The sequence below is a fragment of the Vibrio pectenicida genome (genome assembly GCA_024347015.1).
GTDB classification, from domain to species: Bacteria; Pseudomonadota; Gammaproteobacteria; order Enterobacterales; family Vibrionaceae; genus Vibrio; species Vibrio pectenicida.
In genome coordinates this window covers 1764520-1780135 of sequence record AP024889.1, presented here as the reverse complement: position 1 = coordinate 1780135, position 15616 = coordinate 1764520, and the positions used below count along the sequence as shown (strand labels likewise).

Annotated in this window: 13 protein-coding genes and 2 pseudogenes; 9 read left to right on the top strand and 6 right to left on the bottom strand. The window is 40.6% G+C overall.

Annotation, left to right across the window (positions count from 1 at the left end):
* Positions 1-5 precede the first annotated feature (5 nt).
* The 3 genes from OCV27_RS08440 to OCV27_RS08430 all read right to left on the bottom strand — a co-directional run bounded on the left by OCV27_RS08440 (position 6) and on the right by OCV27_RS08430 (position 2865).
* Positions 6-407, bottom strand: coding sequence for a YkgJ family cysteine cluster protein (locus OCV27_RS08440; RefSeq protein WP_125320711.1), 402 nt, complete (start codon positions 405-407; stop codon positions 6-8).
* A 389-nt stretch (positions 408-796) separates the two neighbouring features.
* On the bottom strand, positions 797-2095 hold the full coding sequence (locus OCV27_RS08435; RefSeq protein ID WP_125320712.1) for a methyl-accepting chemotaxis protein: 1299 nt from the start codon (positions 2093-2095) through the stop codon (positions 797-799).
* Positions 2096-2445: 350 nt separating this feature from the next.
* The gene (locus OCV27_RS08430) at positions 2446-2865 is read right to left on the bottom strand and encodes a hypothetical protein (RefSeq protein WP_125320713.1); all 420 of its coding nucleotides are present in this window, start codon (positions 2863-2865) and stop codon (positions 2446-2448) included.
* A 256-nt stretch (positions 2866-3121) separates the two neighbouring features.
* Between OCV27_RS08430 and OCV27_RS08425 the strand changes: the two genes are divergently transcribed.
* On the top strand, positions 3122-4834 hold the full coding sequence (locus OCV27_RS08425) for a sensor domain-containing diguanylate cyclase (protein WP_125320714.1): 1713 nt from the start codon (positions 3122-3124) through the stop codon (positions 4832-4834).
* A 68-nt stretch (positions 4835-4902) separates the two neighbouring features.
* Here OCV27_RS08425 and OCV27_RS08420 read toward each other — a convergent pair whose 3' ends face one another.
* The gene (locus OCV27_RS08420) at positions 4903-5310 is read right to left on the bottom strand and encodes a hypothetical protein (RefSeq protein ID WP_125320715.1); all 408 of its coding nucleotides are present in this window, start codon (positions 5308-5310) and stop codon (positions 4903-4905) included.
* 264 nt (positions 5311-5574) lie between these two features.
* Here OCV27_RS08420 and OCV27_RS08415 point away from each other — a divergent pair, with 264 nt between their 5' ends.
* Together OCV27_RS08415 and OCV27_RS08410 are read left to right on the top strand one after the other, a co-directional pair.
* Positions 5575-5997 (top strand): tail fiber domain-containing protein, encoded by a 423-nt coding sequence (locus OCV27_RS08415; protein ID WP_125320716.1) that lies wholly within the window; start codon positions 5575-5577, stop codon positions 5995-5997.
* Between the two features lie 36 nt (positions 5998-6033).
* On the top strand, positions 6034-6183 hold the full coding sequence (locus OCV27_RS08410) for a hypothetical protein (RefSeq protein WP_185759761.1): 150 nt from the start codon (positions 6034-6036) through the stop codon (positions 6181-6183).
* 397 nt (positions 6184-6580) lie between these two features.
* Here the strand turns inward: OCV27_RS08410 and OCV27_RS08405 are convergent, their stop codons facing one another.
* Together OCV27_RS08405 and OCV27_RS08400 are read right to left on the bottom strand one after the other, a co-directional pair.
* On the bottom strand, positions 6581-7060 hold the full coding sequence (locus tag OCV27_RS08405) for a hypothetical protein (RefSeq protein WP_125320717.1): 480 nt from the start codon (positions 7058-7060) through the stop codon (positions 6581-6583).
* A gap of 15 nt (positions 7061-7075) precedes the next feature.
* The gene (locus tag OCV27_RS08400) at positions 7076-8422 is read right to left on the bottom strand and encodes a hypothetical protein (RefSeq protein WP_125320718.1); all 1347 of its coding nucleotides are present in this window, start codon (positions 8420-8422) and stop codon (positions 7076-7078) included.
* 381 nt (positions 8423-8803) lie between these two features.
* On the opposite strand from OCV27_RS08400, the gene OCV27_RS08395 reads away from it, so the two are divergent.
* The 6 genes and pseudogenes from OCV27_RS08395 to OCV27_RS08375 all read left to right on the top strand — a co-directional run bounded on the left by OCV27_RS08395 (position 8804) and on the right by OCV27_RS08375 (position 15566).
* On the top strand, positions 8804-9898 hold the full coding sequence (locus tag OCV27_RS08395; RefSeq protein ID WP_125320719.1) for a hypothetical protein: 1095 nt from the start codon (positions 8804-8806) through the stop codon (positions 9896-9898).
* A 19-nt stretch (positions 9899-9917) separates the two neighbouring features.
* Positions 9918-10163, top strand: coding sequence for a photosystem I iron-sulfur center protein PsaC (psaC, locus tag OCV27_RS08390; RefSeq protein ID WP_125320720.1), 246 nt, complete (start codon positions 9918-9920; stop codon positions 10161-10163).
* A 2-nt stretch (positions 10164-10165) separates the two neighbouring features.
* The gene (locus OCV27_RS08385) at positions 10166-10882 is read left to right on the top strand and encodes a hypothetical protein (RefSeq protein ID WP_125320721.1); all 717 of its coding nucleotides are present in this window, start codon (positions 10166-10168) and stop codon (positions 10880-10882) included.
* A 733-nt stretch (positions 10883-11615) separates the two neighbouring features.
* Positions 11616-11996, top strand: a pseudogene (locus OCV27_RS20920) (hypothetical protein); the annotation flags it as partial.
* A gap of 309 nt (positions 11997-12305) precedes the next feature.
* A pseudogene (locus OCV27_RS08380) lies at positions 12306-14330 on the top strand (response regulator); the annotation flags it as partial.
* Positions 14331-14804: 474 nt separating this feature from the next.
* Positions 14805-15566 carry an ADP-ribosyltransferase gene (locus tag OCV27_RS08375; RefSeq protein ID WP_245986694.1) on the top strand — a complete coding sequence of 254 codons (762 nt, stop codon included), beginning with the start codon at positions 14805-14807 and terminating at the stop codon, positions 15564-15566.
* Positions 15567-15616 lie beyond the last annotated feature (50 nt).

Here is a 15616-nt window from a genome sequence, read left to right as displayed (position 1 = left end):
CCACTCTAGGAATAGCTCGATGGTCGGCTTGAGCTCATCAGCTTATCTAACTGCTTTTGTGCTTTGTTGAGGTTTTCTAGGTCTACGACCTCGATCATTTCACATTCGTCCCGAACCATTTCATTGATAAGGCTAGGGTAGTGGCGACAGTCTTCGGGCCTGTCGAGGTAAATACTGCATGTGTATTTATCTTTTTCATTTGGTTTTGCCTTGCGAGCTAACTCTAAAAATGGACAACGATTTAGTTGTTCTTTCGTGTCTGGGTCGAACCAAATCTTGCCATCTTTCACATATTCAAAGATATCAGGGTTAAATAGCTCCCATAGATCGATCTCTTCTTGTGTGGCTGCTAAATCACCATCTCCATATTTGATGCAGCATTTACCGCATTGGTTACAATCTTTCATTGTGTCTACATTGAATTATGGGCGTGGATTGAGTTTACCACTAATGGCTTAAAAGCTGAGAATTTGATATGGGAGTTCGCACACAAACAGCGATGGCATCAGTAGAGTAGGTTCTCACCTCACTGCATAGAAGAAATTGGTGGCCTCTTGTGGGGAAAGGTACTTTCTAAATCGAAAATGCCCCTTTTTGAGCTAGAGCATTTTTCTAGAACGTTTTAAGGTTGGATATTTTACATACTTTTTCTAATCAGATTAGTGTCCAGTGAAGTTGGTTCTTGCAAAGTTCTGGAGCCTCAGAAACCGAGACATAGCTATGTGTGAGGGCAACCTAGAGAGAATGATGTTATTGTTAACAAGGTGTTATAATCAGACAGTCCCTAGCTATGTTCTCAACGGTCTTTAAATTGGTCAACTGCGGAAGCCACATTTTCTGCACCTGTGTAAATCTCATCCATGGTAGAAGACACTTCTTCTATTTTGGTATTGGCTTCTTCTGCAATTTTATTGACCTCAATAATCGCTTTAGTCACTTCTGCCGTCAATGACATATTTTTTTCGACGACTTGTGTGATTTCTTCCGTAGATTCTGACGTTCTGGAAGCTAATTGACGTACCTCATCTGCCACAACCGCAAATCCTCGGCCTTGCTCACCCGCTCGGGCAGCTTCTATAGCGGCATTGAGTGCTAACAGATTGGTTTGATCGGCAATGCCACCAATGGTTTTTACTATTTCGGAAACATCGTTAGACAGCGACGCTAGCTCTTCGACCTTTGAAATTGAACCCGTAAGGTTGTCTACCATTTTTTGTGAGATACTGACTGTCCCTTTAAGTACTTGGTTACCCTCCTGAGCAACTTGAGAGGTTTCTACTGCCGTACTATAAGCAACGTTGGCGGCATCAGAGATGGCTTGCTCTCTTTCAACGTCTTGGGTGATGTCAGAGGCGAACTTAACAATCTTGTAGACCTCACCCTTGGCATTACGTATTGGACTATATGAAGCCTGTATCCATAAATTATCGCCATGCTGTGTTTTTCTCAAAAATCGCCCAGAGGAGGCTTGACCGCTACTCAGTTGCTTCCAGAAGTTTGGATTTGCTTGATAGAAGTCGTCAAAACAAAACATTTTGTGGTGTTGGCCGACTATTTGATCAGCATTATATCCTAGGCCCTGAAGAAAGTTTTCATTGGCATTGATAATGGTCCCATCAGTTTCAAACTCAATGACCGCAAAGTTTTGATTGAGCGCGGCGATGATGTCTTTTTGTGAACGAGCTTGAGTTACTTGTTCAGTGACATCGCTGGCAATTTTCATTACCCTTTCAATCTTTCCGTCACTATTCGTGATAGGGAAATAGGTGGCCTCGATGACTACTAAGTCTCCCGATTTGTTATAGCGTTCAAACGTCCCTGATTTAAACTGGCCCTGAGCAAGAGAGGCCCAAAATTGACGATACTCCTTGCTTTGTGCGTAACTTGATTCGCAGAATATTCGATGATGTTGGCCTTCTATCTCTTTTAATCCGTATCCCATGGCTTTTAAAAAGTGAGGGCTGGCTGATAATATATGCCCTTTCGGGTCAAACTCTATTGTTGCCAACGATTGTTTGAGCGAAGCAACAATGAAGTCATTAAGAGTGGGGGGCGGGTTGTTTGAGTTTTGAAGATTGGATGGAAATGGCCACATACGACACCTTACCTAATGATACAAATGTAACTATAAATATCTAGTATCATATGTGGTTTTCAAGGGAAAATTGAAATTTTCTTTAACAACCTAATTTTTAGACAGTTAATTTGATACTCAACGACTTTTACTCGTTTTAATGATCACTGAAGTTTGTTTCCTTTCGAGTCATGTGCACTGTTATGCACTTTTAATTAATAAAAATTGTTTGATTCATCTTATCCTGATAACTTTGTTATCCCGAATCCCATTGATGGGGCTCGTTAACTATCACTTGCCGTAATCTGAATTTAAAAAGCTTGATGTAATGAATCTGGCCCAAGCTCCGATTGTGTTTTCAGACATTGCTTTTAATCACAGTAGCTGTCACCACCAAACTGAGTGTAGAGGCTTCCATCATTAACCAAACCATCCTCTTTAGCGAACAAATACCAATTATTATTTAACCCCCAAGCGGGTCTTGGAATATTAACATCCGGTATTCCACCTAATTCAGCGGCATCACGACAAAGGATTGAAAACCTGTTGTAATCACTGTCTCTTATTTTGAAGTACTCAACAAAATTACCATTGAGTATAGGCACAGCACCTTTCAGCCCTCGTACTGTGTAAATTTCTTGATCAATGTATCTTAGGTATCCCCATGTGTCTCCAGTGGTATTGGTGCAATAGACTTTTACCGTGGATGGACTTGTCTCTTGACAGGCTAGTAGGAAACGAGAAAAAAGGAGTGATACGAGAAGTAAGCTGTAGGTAATACATTGTTTCATGTGTAGTGATATCGTGTTGATTTTTCGGCATTTAACACTTTTAACATGAAAAAGTATTTTTATTTCAATATTCCTTGAATAAGCATCACAATGGATATGATTAGTTGAGTCTACTTATAAGGTCAATCTAGATGCGTAATGAATCACTTATCTGTGAAACGCCGTTGTAAAATGCCTAAATAGTCCGCAATTTATCACCGCAGGCAGCCCCTCATACTATACTCTATTAACAACTTCTCCTTTGGCTAGGAATTGTATGTCTAATACCTCTTTCGGTCGTTTGCAATATTTTCCCATCATTGCTCTCACGCTCTCTATGATTGTTGGAGGGTACTACTACGACAGAATATTGGATAACTGGTTGACCAATATCGTCAGTAACTACATGTCTAATTTGGTTGATGACGTCGACCATCAGATTCATCAGCGTGGTCTGGTACTCAACGATATGGATCAATCAGAGATTGACAACTTCTTGGATAACTTATCTCAAGCAAAGGTAGAGCAACGTTTTTCCATCATAGACAGTCAGGGTCAAGTCTTGGGGGATTCACAGCTCACACATAAGCAAGTTCTCAAGCTGGAAGATCATAGCCTCAGACCCGAAGTCGTCAGTGCGTTTTCAACTGGGTGGGGACAGTCTAAACGGTTTAGCGCCTCGATGAATCAAGAGCTGTTATATATTGCCAAACGGTTAACACTGCGCGGTGAGGCTGATACGGGAGAAGAGTATGTGCTCAGATTGTCTATGCCGATGACGGCATTGTATGCCATGTCGTCGGATCTCAAACTGATTGAACATCTTCTGATGTTATTGTCTTTAGGTATTTTAGTGCTGTCGACTTGGGTAAGCCACCGCAAAATCTTTAACTCTGTCAGGGCAGAGCAAGACCTTCAGGAATACCGTATACAGAAAAGTATGAGGGAAATCGAACACCTTCACCAATTAGCGAATATGTTAGCCGCTTGTAGTAACCTTAAAGAAGCCCAAACGGTGATATCGGACATTATCCCGAGGCTACTTGGACCCATCAATGGCTGTGTCGCAGTCATGAAAGAATCACGCAATCAGTTGGAAGTGAGCTTAGATTGGGGAGGTACATGGCCGGCTGATAAAGTCTATGGGACCAATGAGTGTTGGGCCTTGCGGAAAGGGCGTTACCATTTGTCTAAAGATGACAGTCATCAACTGCCTTGCCCTCATATGGCGTGTTGTCAAAACGATTTAACCTTATGTATTCCTTTGACGGCTCATGGTAATACGGTGGGTATGTTTCATTTGTATCTCGACACCAGTACTGACACTCTATCAGAAGAAAGAAAGCAGCTGGCCTTTACAATTGCAGAGCATTTGGGGTTAGCGCTGGCGAACTTGAGTTTACAAGATAAATTACGCTCTCAAGCGATGCGAGATCCTCTAACGGGTTTGTACAACCGCCGATATTTTGAAGAAACGTTCGAAAAAGCCTGGTTGAATGCGTCCCAAAAAGATTTAGATATGTCATTGCTTATGCTGGATCTCGATCACTTTAAGCGCTTTAACGATAATTATGGTCACGATGCTGGCGATTACGTACTGAAAGAGGTGGCCAGCTTGCTGACGCATCAAATTGGTGAGCACAATACGGCCTGCCGGTTGGGGGGAGAAGAGTTGGCGATAATCTGTCCTCGCTGTTCAGTGGAGCCGGCAATGAAGTTAGCCGACCAGATTGTGGAGGCTGTTGGAAGCTTGCACCTGAGCATGCAGGGAATTTCCTTGGGTCAATTAGGGGTATCGATTGGGGTGGCGACGTATCCTGATTTACCCAGCTCTCCGACAGAGCTCATCAAAGCGGCAGATATTGCACTTTATGAAGCGAAAAATAACGGCCGTAATCAAGCGATTCACGAGAGGGGAGCGGTGGGGACATCGCTCTCTATTGTGCCGGATGTCGAACATCAGAAAACGCGCGTTCATGAAGAATCATAGGTCGATTCAAAAAGCTAAGCCTATTCCTAGCCTTTTGGACCTGAACCCTTACAGATTTTAAAGTTTATCTAAAGTGAACGAAAATAGTGGTTACTGGTGACCTGATTGGTTGTGATGGAATAGTAGGTTTTGTAGCCATCAATCAAATAACGGGATCCGTCTTGCCTTACGATTTCAAATATTTCCCAACGGGAAGTGCCACTTTCTGCAGGGTGAGGGATGTACCCAGCTGGACATCTGAATGCTTTTGACTGAAATTCTGCCTCACTGACACGGAACACATTGAAATATCGGTGGTTTACCTCCGTCATTCGTGCCCACTGTCCGTGAATCGTTTCGTAGTTGTCATAAGTGTCGAGAAGCCAATCCCAATCGCTCCCGTCGGGGCGGCCACAGTAAACAAAAGTTGAAGCATTGACAAACGTTGCGGATGTAATCAGTAGAGCGCCGAGAGTGATAATAGACTTATTTTTCATAATGTTATACGTATGTTGGAGAAAAGTTGGTTTATATCACAACCAATAGATAGGTAAAACTATTGAATTAAATATAATGTAAATGGTTAATAATATTGACACTATTTATGATGTTGATTCCGTTGATTGTTTTTGCTTGGCTTTACTCTTAAGTTAGTTAATAAGGTATGGTTGAATAGACGCTTAATTTAAAAATAACACGAATACAACGTACTGTTTGTAGGCGACCTTTAACTCAGCTTTCAAACAGCAGTGAGGAACATAATGCTTAAATCTTTCCCTTCTGTTACCGCATCGTCCTTGATTTTGTTCTCATCTATGGCCTTCGCGAGCCTAGATGAGGTACCCAAGCGCTGCAGCGATAAATTCCAACCATGGTGCAGTGATAGAAACTTGAAAACGAATATAGAAGCCATTCAATCGCCAATTGAAAAAATACGCACCATCCAAGGTGTTCGTTACCAATTAAAAGGCTCAGACCAAACAGAGTTTGGGTTCATAGCTCAAGACTTACAAGGTATCTATCCAGAAATGGTTCGAGATGACGGCCAGTCAGGATATCTCAGGGTAGACTATCGTTCTATGATCCCAATCTTACTAGAAGCCATCAAGGAGCAGCAGACACGTATCGATACGTTACAGTTGATGCTTGCTGAATCCTCAAATCCAAAGCTGAATGCTAAATAAACCGGTGAACTTGTTCAGAAAATTAAGGAAAAGGAAATGAATTTCAGATTGATAACCATTATTGGTGCTTTGTTGTATTCAGCCCATTCTGTCAGTGAAAGTCCACCAAACTTACCCACTCCCAGTAGTCAACAGTGTGACCGCACCTGTCACAAAGCATGGGAAGACTACTGGTCCAGAATGTAGGTGAAATAGAGGGTTTACATCTCTTTACATTAGGGTAATGAACATTTTTATTATGCTCCTTGCTAAAATGATGTGCATGTATGCACCTATAAAGGTAAAAAACCCTGCACTCTCAATAAAGGTCAGTTCAGTGAAAAATCAATCAATATTGTCGCTCGCTAAGCCAGTTGTTGCCATTCGCACAATGGCCCTGTTGAAGAGTGTTTCCTTGTTAGGATGATGCCGAATAAGTGGAGGAGAACATCATTTGACAAAGCAATATGGGGTTCACTTTGATTGAAATGATACCCGTTATCTTGTGTAGAGAATTTCTTTAATTGATGGTTTCTCCTTTGTTAGTCGACTAGGGGCATCGATACTATCAAGAAAAGAAGAAACCACCTTGCTATAGTTTATGCTAGAGGAATGAATCCACCATTTTAGAGGCAAGTTTTGAATTCAATGTCTCTGCGTTGTAACGGTACGTGAATAGTTCCATATTCACTCTATCGCCAGGTTTTTTTATAGCGACTATACTCTTGCTTACTCCGTAACCAAGTAATTTGAATGACGCCGTTTGGTTAGCTGCATAGCCTCCAATTAATACTGTCCAATCTGACTTTTTAATTTTATTAAGCACACCAGGATTGTCGTAGTTAACTGATGGGTTTAATGTATTGATTAGTAGTACTTCAACCTTGTCGTTGCCTTGACAATTAATTTCTACTTTGTTGCCACAATCGCCAACTATCATATTTTTATTGTGGTACTTCTTCAACTCATTAACAACTTGGTGCTCGGATCCATCCATCCCAATTGTTTTTACTTGAATTTTTGCACTATGAGCCCAGAGAGGACATACCATTAATAATGCGGTCATCGCCTTTACTATCTTCATAATCTAACTTCCTTATTAGTTGTATAAATTACCGAGTGCGACAGCTTTGACTGTTTGGTTTTCACTATCGGTTTCACAGACCATATTAATCAATGTACCGTAATCAAAGCGATAATTTACAGTCTGAGTATCATCTGAATCTATACTGCCATTATCTATATCGATTGTAGAACGTGCTAAGTTAAGAGTATGAGCAATGACAATAGGCTCATCAGTACAATTTGAGTTATTTACATTTTCTGTCCAAACATCGATAGATTCAAGGTCATGCTTTCTCCAAGTATTTGACCCGTATGCTTCATCTGCATTATCAACTCTGTAGTTCCACTCATCATCTTTATATGAAATCACATTGCTGTCTTCAACAGCTAACACGGCATTAGCTGATACTTGGTATTCTTTTACGCTAGAAACATCATTCTGACCAGCAAAATTACTTACGAAAAACATAGCTAGGTCTTGAGACTGCGACGTTGATGTTTCATAGCCTATATCGACGGACATCCCCGCTGTTAAACTTCCTGTTTCGTCAGCTTCAAAAGATCCTCCTATATTGAAACTCATACCTTGAGATGTTGCCACGTTAACGTATTTATCCTCATAGGTATCACCCGGATAGGACTCTTCATAAATAAGGTAGCCTGAATTACCCGAACCTCCTCCGGGAATACAGTTAGAGTTTCCTAAATTTGTACACTCATCTGACAAAAACTCTAATACTTTCGTATTGTATTCTTCTTCAGTTGGTGATTGACCTTGGAAAAAATCATCTGCATCTTCTTTGGCATTATTTAAAGCTATCTCTCCGGATATATAGCTCTTTTGGTTGGTACCGTGCCAATTGTTACCGAACCAATGATCTCGCTGGTAATGGAACGGTGCCATATCAATACCAGTCCAAGAATCCCAACCTGGCTCCAAAATATCCTGCTCAACTAAGTCTGCTCCACCATTGATGATCATCATGTAGTTGGTCTTTCCAGTACCTGAAAAAACTAGGATATCTATCGTCCTTGCCATATCTACAGAGTCAATAATGCTATAGTCGGGATAAGCTGCTACCCACGTAATGTAGTCTACCGAATCTTCAACTTGAATCTCATTGACACGAAAGCTAGTACACAACTGTTCGTACATTTGTGCTGAACCAGAAGGATAGTTTGCGGCAATGTGAGCATTTATCAAAGCAACGTTGTCGTTGAAAGATTGACACGCCGATATCGGATTACTGAGGATATAATCCTGATTTCCTTGGTACCATTGTGGCGGAGTATCAGGGATTGGTGTTGAGTTAGCCAAGTTCGGGATTAAAAAAGATTGAAATCCTATAATTGCCAACGTTGTTCTAGTTAACTTATACATAGATCTTCCTTTATTATTCAATGAAAGGCATCAGCCTTCAAAATAATAGAAGTGGATATGCATCAATATTCATATTTTTATATTCTATTTTGTTATATCATATTCCTTTATTGATTATTGATTATTGATTATTGATTATTGATTATTGATTATTGATTAGTGATCACTCTGATTGAAAAGCCAGTGATTGGTGTATTTTTGTACTTAAGTTGGGTACACAAGAATTTCCTAGTACACTTTGTCCCCGTTCAGTCTATATTAAACATTGCTCATAATGATAAGCCTGATCTTAGAAAGTTTGCTGACTAGTAAGATAAGGATTATAGATAGCGACTATCTAGCACTAGTGACTGTCGGCATGTTTAACAAAAGGATAATGCTATGTGGAATTTATCTCGTAGAAAATTTTTGAAAGTGTCTTCAGCCACCCTCTTTACGACTGCATTACCACTAAATTCACCTTCGGTATACGCTAAAAAATCATTGGGTATTGAACCCAGAGAGTTGCCGGGATTTGAGGGCAAGTTCCCTGCAGCGGTAGCAATATCTGGCGAAGGTAAAATATTTGGTTTGATCAAAGATGAAAATATTGGAATCATTGATTCAGAAGGGCAACTTTTATCAGGAATGGATAGAGCGGTTAGATGGAATGAAGATCTATCGTATGAGATTCTAGACGGGCCTAACAACTCAACCAATGCACAAATGTCTCAGGCTTTGGGAACGAGTCCTTTAGGAGTAGCGTGCGGTGTATATCAAAATAAAAAAGGTGTATTAAATGCCTCCCTCTGGACTGCCGGTAAACTAGAAGTTTTGTCAGGATTAAAAAACAATGAGCGCAGCAAAGCTTTAGGGTGCAATGATAAAGATTTAGTTGTTGGCGTATCTACGGAAAATAAATTTGACTTTCCTGTGTACTGGAATCTAAAAAATAGTGTGAAAGCTAAGAAACTTCTTACTCCAGAGGGGTTTTCTGGAAGCGCTAATGGTGTAAATGATACAGGAATAATTGTGGGGCAAATTACGCAAATTAATGGAGTATTTGGGCAAGCCGCTATCTGGGAAAATTTTGAAGATAGTCCAGTTGTGCTGACAGTTCCTAGAGGCGTCGAAGAATCTTTGGCCGTGGGCATGTCTGCTGGGGGGACTATTTTTGGAGCCGTAAAAAATAGCCAAGGAAGGTACCAAGCTTCATACTGGGACGGAGATAACTTTAATTTAGTTACAGGGCTGGGGAACTCTTTTTCTAAGTTTTTATCTGTCAATACTTTTGGTGTTGCCGTGGGCAACTATATTACAGGAGCAAGAGATATAGGGGCATTCGTGTACAAGGATGGCAGGGTGAGATTTTTAAAGGGACTTGGAGGCAATAAAGGATCAGTAATATCTATTAATGACAATAACATAGCTTGCGGGGTAAGTGAAAAATCTAATGGTGAAATTAGAGCAGCTACGTGGGATGTCAGCAATGTATAGGTAAACTAGGAGGTTTATCATGTCACATACAGTAAAAATTTATGATACTTGTATTGGGTGTACTCAATGTGTAAGAGCATGTCCGACGGATGTTTTGGAAATGGTAGTATGGGATAATAATGGTTCTGGTCAAATTGCTTCTGCACCTAGAGTGGAAGACTGCGTGGGGTGCAAACGCTGTGAGACCGCATGTCCAACTGATTTCTTGTCTGTTCGAGTATATCTAGGGGCAGAGACAACTCGTTCACTGGGATTGGCTTATTAAAGATGAAAGATTTGAACATTTGGAGAGTACCCAAAGCTCTGAGGCAAGATGAAAGTGTGGTAGTTCATCACGGTAGTTATGTTTCCTTGGAAACTCTATTCCCTGGTAAAGGCATTGGTTTTGCGTGGAAAAATGACCATTTAAGGCTTAAGCTACGCCATGCTCTTAAGTGTTTTTTTTTGAACGTAAACGCAATAAAAAAATTAAATATATCAGACCAGTTCTCTTTTATGGTGTATAAAGATGAGCTTAATAATGAAACACTCAATTCAATAACGAAAATATTTTATAGCTCTGGAGTTAATATCTCAGGAAAAGAGTTTTTATACAAAATATGGTCATTATGTGGAAATAATGTGACAGGCTCTGTGATGGAGATAACACAACCAAATAGAAGGTTAACTCACTCATGGCATCAAGACTCAGGTAAAGTGTCGAATATTGTTTTGTTAGGTTTTCCATTGGAAGGTAATTATATCGGTGAGGGTGTTTTTTCTCATCAAGTGATGCTTTCTCACAGAATTAAACAACGTCATTCAGATAAAAAACCTTCATCAGCAATTGTTATGGAAGAGTTTGGAGAATGGTACATTCCAATAAAAAACATATACAAACCTATTTATTCGGCTGGCTCTGAATTGTGGGTTAGTGACGACTCTACTCATTTTCATTCGGTTCCAGATGTACAAAATCGACAGTGTATTTGGCGTTTTATGTAAGAAAGAGGCTCTTCATCAATGGCAACACCCCAATCACGGTATAAGCATCACCATCAATAAGCCCACATCAATTTCATGCATGTGGGTAAAAATTATTCATTAGCTCGATTTGATAGTTTAATTTGCGGTGCTAAACCACGTAAAATCAGTAAATAGTTATAATTCAGTGAGGCTGTATTTGTAGCTCCGCTCATTCAATATAGACTCCTCGTTTATAGCAAACTTAAAAGAGGGTAATTAGTATAGAGAATCAAGCATCTCAAGCATCTCAAGCATTCTGGAGATGTCAATACCACAAAGCGTGGATACAATAGAAACCCTGATCAAGCGGAGTATGTACTTTGGTACAATTCACGTTCGGGCGTCGTCTCGACCACATCATCCTAGCAATGCCTGCTGCCATCAAATGCATCATCGACAATATCTAACTTTGCACGCTTTCTTAGAGCCGACTAAGCAATCTAGTCTTAATTAGACAGCAGTGGTATAAGTTCGCAGAATGAAAAAAGGCCACAGAGACAGTGGCCACTAAACATAAAGAGAGCATGCACTTACAGTATTAAGGAGACGTGTTGGCTCTCTTAATATGAGTCTAGCCAAAAAAACTAAATGTTGCTGAAGAAATGAGAGCTATCGCTGACTGGCGGGCTGCGTGCCTATTGAATAAAAAAAGCCCACATTCCGTTTCACTTCACTCCTGACCGACTATTTTTATTAAAGACTCAAAATAATAATGGCTAGGCTTTCTATGAAAAAGACACATCGGTACTTGAGTATTAACAAAAAACTATTGTTCACCGTAACCTTAATGAGTGTGCTGCTCGCCATCGCCACAACCAGTTATAACCTTCACCATCGGTTGCAACTGGATATTCAGTACATTAACGAAAAATTAAGCCATATCAAAACCAGTCAGCTATCGAGCATAATAGAGAGCTTGTGGGTTGAAGACAGGGATTTACTCGCTGCTCAACTGAAAGGACTGCTAACCTTACCGGGAGTAGATTATGTACACATTTCATCAAGTAACCAGTCGGTGATTGAACAAGGTAAACGGTTGTCTGATAATGCTGTGACTCAGGTGTGGCCCTTAAACTATGAGTTTGGCAACAAGCGTTATTCACTCGGAGACCTGACAGTTCAGTCAGACTTAACGCGCATTTATCACAACCTTTGGTCTCAGTTTCTCTATATACTCTCAGCCGAAAGCATTCGCATTGTCTTGCTTCTTTCTGCTGTACTCACCCTCACTTGGTTATTCATCATTAGACGCATCAACGTGATGAAACAAGCCGTGAGTGAACATAATGTCTTAGCAACGAATCGGATTTCTCTGCCATCTTCTTGGTTTCATGATGAAATCACGGTGCTTGCGGATAAGTTTAATGAGTTCAGTGACGCCAGTGATGCGCACTATACAGAGCTTAACCAAGCGAAAGACGAAGCCGAGAAAGCCAAAGAGTGGGCCATCAAGGCCAGTAAAGCCAAAAGTAGCTTTCTCGCAAATATGTCACATGAAATTCGAACTCCTCTTAATGGCGTCATTGGGATTTCAGAAATATTGTCTGACACAGCCCTTACCGCAACCCAGCGTGACTATGTCGACACCATCGAAACCTCATCACAACTTCTTCTGACTTTGATTAATGACATTTTAGACTTTTCCAAAATTGAGTCAGGGATGTTGGTCATTACCCCCCATTCCACCAATGTTCGAGAATCTATTTATGACATTGCTTCGATAGTCTCACCCAAAGCAAAAGAGAAACGTATTGACCTTCAGGTATCCATCAGCCCCAATACTCCGTATTGTGTCATGGTTGATGACCATCGTCTTCGCCAAATCATCATGAACTTTGTGTCCAACGCCGTGAAGTTCACTGACTCAGGAAGAGTTGAGCTCACGGTCACCACCACCCAAATCGAATCTTCTCAGGCCACTATCGAGTTCTCAGTGCAAGATTCAGGCATTGGTATTGATGAGCAGCAACAAAAAAATATTTTCGAGCCATTTGCCCAAGAAGATGACTCAACCACTCGTCAATTTGGAGGCACAGGTCTGGGGCTCGCCATTAGCACGCAGTTGGTTGAATTAATGGGAGGGAGAATTCAATTAGACTCGAAAAAAGGGCTAGGGAGTAGATTCTACTTTACCCTCTCTTTACCTATTTCTCAGCAAAATGTTGACGCCAGAAGTCCCTCAATGTTTAGCCAGTTGTATTTAGTGTGTGATGATAACAAACGAGAACATATCATTCGTGAAGCGCTGAGCTTCTACCATATCCCTGTTCACCAGTCTGTTGCTAGGTTGGACGACTTACCTCAGTGGGCGAAAAATCAGCGCAATGCCATCGTCGTGTATGTCGAAACTAAGCCAGATACCGCGCAGCATCATAATGAGCATTTTCGACATATCGTTTCCCAATCCATTCCTGTTTGTGTGATGAAGCACCTCTACAGCAGGGCTTACGATTTTGGTGATAATGTCAGTGCAATAATTACCCAACCACTTCTGGGCCAGCGCTTAATCAAAGTCATTGAACGGTTTGAGCAAGACTCTCACGAGCATTCTTCACAAACGATTGAAGAGGCAAACAGTGAGAGGTATTCGAAGAAGATACTGATAGTAGATGATAACGGTGTGAACCGAAAAGTGGCGAGCCTACATGTTGAAAAAACGGGCTTTTGTTTTGATGTGGCCGAAAATGGCCAAGTGGCCGTTGAGATGTATAGCAAAGAGCGTTATGGGCTTATCTTGATGGATTGCATGATGCCCATCATAAATGGCTTTGAAGCAACGCAATCCATTCGCCAAATCGAGCAGGAAGATACTGATAGAGGGCGTGTGCCTATCATTGCGCTCACCGCCAGTGTGGCTGATGACGACATTCAGAAGTGTTATAAGGTTGGGATGGACGACTATATGCCCAAGCCGTTCAAAGCCGATGTACTCAAAGAAAAGATAACAGCATGGATGGCTAAGGATGAAAAAGCGGCCCCGTCTCTATCTAGTGAGAACTCTTTGTGTCACATACCTAAACAAGCTCCAACTACTCAGGATAGTCATCGCAAAGCTGAACGCATTTTATTAGTGGAAGATAATAATGTGAATCAAAAAGTGGCATCACTCATGCTGGGTAAAGCGGGGTATCAATTTGATATTGCAGAAAATGGTCAAGTGGCCGTGGAGATGTATAAGCAAGATAACAGCTTTGACATCATTTTGATGGATTGCATGATGCCGATTATGGATGGCTTTGAAGCGACACAAAAGATACGAGCACATGAATGCGTGTCAGGACTGCCAAAAACCCCGATTATAGCGCTAACAGCGAGCGTACTTGATGATGATATCCAACGCTGCTTTGACTCTGGGATGGACGCTTATCTTCCTAAGCCACTTAAAACCGACACTTTACTTCAACAAATGGAGAAGATTGCTTGCTAGCCAGTAAGAGCGTGTTGATTAATACGAAATACGACAAAATAGACTACTGACTTATTTTTAAAATAAGCATTATAAATCATGTGATTATGATGAATGAGCCTGTGCATACAGACTCATGAAAGCGGAGAAGAGCCGTTGAAGTAATCCATAGATCACTAAATTAGCAAAAGCACTGGCAAACTTTTGTCCAGAGGCGTGCTGAAGTAGCATGACATTCGATAGTGGAAAACTGTGATCACCACAGCTCTTACTTTTATCTCTTTCTAGTTAACACACCATCGGTTCTGTGGTGGGTATGATGTTACTGATAACAATAATGCAAGCGACAGAATCCTTGTTCGATAAAAGGTCGATATCCTAAAGTTGGAACGCATGTATAAATAAGCCATTGTTATATAAGTATTATCATTATAAGTCAACAAATATGCATGTATGATGTATTAAACAAAGTTAATATGTTAAGGATATGTATAAGTGAAGTTGCTAATTAAACTTATTTTTTCAACTGCCATTGTCACATTTCTCACTATTTCATCGGCGAGTTTTGCTGGCCTGAAATATAACAAAGGATATTACTCGAAAGCAGAAATTAAGGATTTAATAGAAAAACTAGACAACCCTTTTACAAAAGAAAGTGTCGATGAGTATTACCAAATAATGTCAAGGCTTCAGCCTTCATCAATGCAGCAGCAATATTCTTTATCTTATGAATCCATTGATGCTCTTAATTATTATCAACAAAATGGGTATCAAGCTATTCGACGAGCAATACTCAATGGCGAAAATACCGAGGAAATAAACCCCATCATTGAGCATATTGATTCAGCGTTTGAACAAGGAATTAAATTTACAGGTGAAACCTACCGTGGTGAGTCGTTAATAAAGGCCTACAGTGATGGTTTAATTAAAGTGGGTGATATTGTTAGCCCTAGCACTTTTCTATCGACCTCTGTGTCTGCCAGATCAACCGAGGGTTTTTACGGTGGCCAAAGATCTATGTTTGAACTTAGCAATGGAGAAGCGTCCATAATTATGCCTGATATGAGAACAGACGAATTAGAAGTCTTAGTCAATAGAAACACTTTCTTTGAAGTGACAGCAATCGATGCCAACCCTGAAATGGGAATGAATAATGTGATCTATAGAGAAATAGCGGCAAGCGATATAGGAAATAGACCCATCAAAGATATGCACACCGGAGAGAATATATCAGCGCTTGAAGCGTGTGAATTTTAATAACTTTTTGATACGAACACATAGTTTAACACTTTCAGTAAACCTAAGAA

Excerpts from the sequence above, each read along its gene's own strand:
- OCV27_RS08440 (WP_125320711.1), bottom strand. The coding sequence starts at position 407 with ATGAAAGATTGTAACCAATGCGGTAAATGCTGCATCAAATATGGAGAT.
- OCV27_RS08435 (WP_125320712.1), bottom strand. The coding sequence starts at position 2,095 with ATGTGGCCATTTCCATCCAATCTTCAAAACTCAAACAACCCGCCCCCC.
- OCV27_RS08430 (WP_125320713.1), bottom strand. The coding sequence starts at position 2,865 with ATGAAACAATGTATTACCTACAGCTTACTTCTCGTATCACTCCTTTTT.
- OCV27_RS08425 (WP_125320714.1), top strand. The coding sequence starts at position 3,122 with ATGTCTAATACCTCTTTCGGTCGTTTGCAATATTTTCCCATCATTGCT.
- OCV27_RS08420 (WP_125320715.1), bottom strand. The coding sequence starts at position 5,310 with ATGAAAAATAAGTCTATTATCACTCTCGGCGCTCTACTGATTACATCC.
- OCV27_RS08415 (WP_125320716.1), top strand. The coding sequence starts at position 5,575 with ATGCTTAAATCTTTCCCTTCTGTTACCGCATCGTCCTTGATTTTGTTC.
- OCV27_RS08410 (WP_185759761.1), top strand. The coding sequence starts at position 6,034 with ATGAATTTCAGATTGATAACCATTATTGGTGCTTTGTTGTATTCAGCC.
- OCV27_RS08405 (WP_125320717.1), bottom strand. The coding sequence starts at position 7,060 with ATGAAGATAGTAAAGGCGATGACCGCATTATTAATGGTATGTCCTCTC.
- OCV27_RS08400 (WP_125320718.1), bottom strand. The coding sequence starts at position 8,422 with ATGTATAAGTTAACTAGAACAACGTTGGCAATTATAGGATTTCAATCT.
- OCV27_RS08395 (WP_125320719.1), top strand. The coding sequence starts at position 8,804 with ATGTGGAATTTATCTCGTAGAAAATTTTTGAAAGTGTCTTCAGCCACC.
- psaC (WP_125320720.1), top strand. The coding sequence starts at position 9,918 with ATGTCACATACAGTAAAAATTTATGATACTTGTATTGGGTGTACTCAA.
- OCV27_RS08385 (WP_125320721.1), top strand. The coding sequence starts at position 10,166 with ATGAAAGATTTGAACATTTGGAGAGTACCCAAAGCTCTGAGGCAAGAT.